This is a genomic window from Moorena sp. SIO2C4, from assembly GCF_010672485.1.
GTDB lineage: Bacteria > Cyanobacteriota > Cyanobacteriia > Cyanobacteriales > Coleofasciculaceae > Moorena > Moorena producens.
The window spans coordinates 1-3,424 of the sequence record NZ_JAAHGN010000843.1 but is presented as its reverse complement, the minus strand read 5'-3'; the positions used below and the strand labels follow the sequence as shown (position 1 = coordinate 3,424).

The 3,424-nt window shown below is 43.9% G+C and carries 2 protein-coding genes and 2 pseudogenes; 2 read left to right on the top strand and 2 right to left on the bottom strand.

The window, feature by feature from the left end; all coding sequences use genetic code 11:
* Positions 1 to 267: pseudogene (locus F6K20_RS30090) on the bottom strand (AMP-binding protein); the annotation flags it as partial.
* A gap of 89 nt (positions 268 to 356) precedes the next feature.
* Here F6K20_RS30090 and F6K20_RS30085 point away from each other — a divergent pair.
* Complete coding sequence (locus F6K20_RS30085; protein ID WP_287265496.1) at positions 357 to 644, top strand: hypothetical protein; 288 nt, start codon at positions 357 to 359, stop codon at positions 642 to 644.
* Positions 645 to 680: 36 nt separating this feature from the next.
* On the opposite strand, the gene F6K20_RS30080 is transcribed toward F6K20_RS30085, so the two are convergent.
* Positions 681 to 1,715, bottom strand: coding sequence for a hypothetical protein (locus tag F6K20_RS30080; protein WP_008179432.1), 1,035 nt, complete (start codon positions 1,713 to 1,715; stop codon positions 681 to 683).
* Between the two features lie 718 nt (positions 1,716 to 2,433).
* Between F6K20_RS30080 and F6K20_RS30075 the strand changes: the two are divergent.
* Positions 2,434 to 3,424, top strand: a pseudogene (locus F6K20_RS30075) (hypothetical protein); the annotation flags it as partial.

Below are 3,424 nucleotides of genomic sequence, written 5' to 3'. Positions count from 1 at the left end.
TAGCAACGCTCGCTCCCCTTTAGCGTTCTGGTGTAGAAGCTCGGATGCGATCGCTTGGGCTTGGTTGTCTAACTGTTTATGGGTAAGGTAGCGGTCTGGGGTTTCCCCGTTCAGTAGAAATGTATAAATTATCTGATCCGGCTGGTGTATTGCTCGGTAACGTAGCAGGTCCACTAAGGTAGAAAATTTTTGTATATTCTCGCTCATCTGATCTAAACTGTCTTTCATCCCTGCACGCCTTATTTTCACAGCCAAATCGTCGCCCATCCCCTGATCGATAGATTTCTTCAGCCTTTTTCTAGACTACAACAATCGTTTATTATCTATTAAGATGGGCATTATTGGCCAATAGCTTAATGAAATACCAATTCCCCTTAGTCATTGGAGGTAAGCATTCCGCTATCAGCATTCCGCTATCAGCATTCCGCTATCAGCATTCCGCTATCAGCATTCCGCTATCAGCATTCCGCTATCAGCATTCTGTTATCAGCATTCCGCTATCAGCATTCCGCTATCAGCATTCCGTTACCAGCATTCCGCTATCAGCATTCCGCCAAGGACTTGTGTCCACGCTACTTGATGTGATTTTGAATAAAAGAGGTAAGCTAAGGCCAAAGGCAGCGCTACGCGAACGTAAGGTCTGAGTTACGGCTGACGGCTGACAGCTGATTGCTGATAGCTTACGTTTCAGTCATGACTTTCAGCCGAATCAGCTGCTCTCCACTCTCGTCCAAAGGAACTTCAATCACGTCACCCGCTAGACGATCCATACAGGTCAGCAGCAATCGCAAGTGGGGAGTACTTGACCCGGTATCCACATACAATCGGTCTGACAGACTACCTAAACGCTTCCAGGTGGTATAGAGTTTGCCAACAGTCTTTTCTAGTGCCAAGGCTTGTTTCACTAAATCAGCAGCAGTGTTTAAACACTCAAGCCGTAGCGCTTCATCTAAAGCCAGTTCCATATCCAAGGATGTGTGATTGATAGCTTGGACTTGGGCAGATGCATCTAGATACTTGGCTAAGCAACGGGCATCTGAGGTCACGTGTTTAACTGTGTCCACATCTGGGTTAGTAGCAATTGCCTCTTGTAATGGAATCAGGTGGATTTCTGGCAGCTTTTCCATCTCTTTGACCAATGGGGCTAGGTAACTGGATGGGAGACCCCCTTCAGCGGATTTTTCTTTAACTTCCTCTGGTAGTAATTCTGAGGACATGGCAGTCCATTGATCAGATGCCTGTTTGACCTCCCGGCGGGTGATGCGATCGCCTTGTTGAGCTCGTTCTGTCACCAGCTGCTGGACTTCGGGAGCCGACTTAGCTGTTTCCACAAATGCCCGTTTACTGAAGTTATTAATGGCATCATGACTAAGCTGACCCTCGATTAACAGAGTATCGGCACTGTTAGCCAGTTCAATCAGGGAGTAAGCCTGACTCTTGCCGATTTCCCGACTTTTGAGCCAATTTAAAAATCCAGCTCCCCTTCCTTCACCCCCTTTTTTCTCCCTGTCTCTTACTACTCGTAGAATCCGTCCCCGCCAGATATCGGTCTGTAAGTCAAAGCGATCGCATACTCGCCAAGCGTAATCCACTAGCTGTTCAAAGTCGGTTTCCTGAATTTCTTCATCCTCTGGGTCCGGGAGTTGGAAATCCAGATCCATGGGTTCGTTGAGCAGGGCAGCGAGTTCGGCGGTAGAGTCAGGCACTTGCACCATAGGGAAAGATTATCCAGTCACGGTAAACACGATTATTGCACGGTTTCCGAATTATAGGACTGTACGCTACCCCTAGATGAGTGTGAATTTATTGTCTGGCATAATACACCAGATGTATAGGTTATTAGTCGTTAGTCATTAGTTTGGTTGCTTTTAAGATCCGAGTTTGACCGTAAACCTAGTTAATGGGATTTAATGCGATCGCACAACTAGTCTGGAATCTTCTAGGCTACTCAATCACTAAAATTTTTACGCCATCACTAGTTTTTTCAAGCCTTGTAAAAATTTTATTATAATCCTTACTAAGTATTGCTTTTTTACGGCAATTTATCCTCTCATTAACTATTTTTTTTGTCGTAAATTTACATTAACTTAAATCTATTTACGAATATTTATAATAATTATTATAACCTCAATCAATTACATAAATTAATTTTAAGGGCTTACATTGTGCGCCCTTACTCGTCTAATCAGCATCAACTTATAACCGCTATAATGCAAAATAGATAAAATCGAAAAAAGACTACAAAAGACTACTATAGCGTTTCCTAGTAAGCCTGAGGTACATCTAAATTAAATTATTGTTACCTATTTCCTACTCCCTAAAAACCAGTACAAAATTTCCTCACCCACATGTACTTTTATTAAGCCTGAAATAATTGGCAACAAAGGTGGTAAATTATAGCCAACATAGCAAGAGTATGAGAGGTGCATCAAGATGGCTCAAAAGAAAACTACCGACAATAAATTAATCCCAGGGAGCTTGGCATTAGCATTTGCTTTACTCATCGGTGCTGCCTGGTGGGTAACTAACTCTAACTCTCGCTCCTTGCAATTAAACCGTATTAGTACACCACCTATAGAAAATGCCAACTCTTCTACTACATCTTCTACGACAACAGAGAATGCAAGCGAGAATGCTGATGCTCAAACAAACCTTAACCTTAAGGGATTAGGGGATACTGACGGTGGTTATTCAATCCTCAGTAGTGCTAACTTCCGAGACGCTCTGGTTAAGCGGGGGATTGGTTTCAATTATGCTAAAGAGTCAGACCAGGAAGCTCGTGCAACAGCTCTCGGTCAGGAACAAGCTGATCTAATTGGCACTAGCTTAGACCAATTCCTGACTCACAAGCCTAACGGGAAAATAGTTGCTCTGTTGAACCGAACAGAGGAAATAGATGGTACTCAACCCAACTTAGATGTAGTAGTGGCCTCTGAGCGTATCCTGAAATCCAATCCCAAAGAGATAAAAGATTTTGTAGAAACATACTACGACCAGGTAGAGAAAGGTAATCTCACGGATGAAGAAACTGCCAGTAACGGAATGCAGTTTTTTACAGCAACTGAGGCGAAAGATTGGATGAAATCAGGAACTTTTGCAACAATAATAGGGGAAACTGCGGGAGTGTTGGTAGCTTCGGGTAAAGCAAAAGATGTTCCTGTTAATACCACAGAACTGTTTACCGCTAACTATCTGCCCCCAACAGCTGAGCAAAGTATAGCTACAACCCTTCCCACTGATCAGAATCTGCCGGAAGTTGCGGCTCAACCTCAAGTAGATGATTCTACTGAAGCGGATCAAGCGCAGGGATCACAACCGGAAAAAACCGTTCTTGATACAATAGCGAGTGGGGAAACCCCCAAGACCGCGCTCCCTCCCCAAGACCGCGCTGTATCGCTTACTGAAGCAGAACAAAAACCTGACA